This is a genomic window from Oleiphilus sp. HI0067, assembly GCF_001635735.1.
Map to the genome: position 1 here is coordinate 1 of NZ_LWFI01000094.1, position 776 is coordinate 776.

Sequence of the window (776 nt, forward strand, 5' to 3'; positions counted from 1 at the left end):
ATATAAAAATCAAGGCGTACAATATGCTCGCTGTAGTAACATACCATCACCAATTTAAATTCGATCGATTAAGAACTATGGATATAAAGAATAAAGTAATTGCCGTCACCGGTGCGGCACGCGGACTAGGCTTCGCGATGGCAAANCTACTATCAGAAAAAGGCGCACTCATTGCGCTAATTGATCTGGATATAGAAGCAACTAATAACGCAGTAAAAGAGCTACCGAATGCAAAAGGCTATGCCTGTAACGTGGCTCAAGAGCATGAGGTTGTGCAGACATTCTTGCAGATAAAAGAAGATTTTGGGCACTTAGATGGTTTGATAAACAATGCAGGCATTCTCAAAGATGGCTTGATGGTCAAAACTAATGATGACGAGGTTCAGAAATTACCATTAGCCCAGTGGCAAGCAGTGATCGACGTGAATCTCACCGGTGTATTTTTATGTGGACGCGAAGCTGCTGCAAGCATGGTTGAGCAAGGCTCTGGTGGCGTCATTATTAATATTTCAAGCGTAAGTCGAGCCGGTAATTTTGGTCAAACAAATTACAGTGCAGCTAAAGCAGGTGTCGCGGCAATGACTGTAACATGGGCTAAAGAATTAGCCCGCTATGGCATTCGTTCTGCCGGAATCGCACCGGGTTTTGTTGAAACCGAAATGACGGATCTCATGCCTGAAGAAGCCTTCAATAAAGTCGCGAATTTAATTCCGTTAGGTCGTATGGGGCGGGTTGATGAAATCGCGCATACGGCAGCCTATATTTTCGAAAATGAT

Annotated in this window: 1 protein-coding gene; it reads left to right on the plus strand. The window is 43.7% G+C overall.

Translation table 11 applies throughout. The features are described from left to right. Positions 1-77: 77 nt before the first annotated feature. Positions 78-776: SDR family NAD(P)-dependent oxidoreductase (locus A3739_RS01360; RefSeq protein ID WP_082878210.1), on the plus strand; the 699-nt coding region annotated here is incomplete at its 3' end.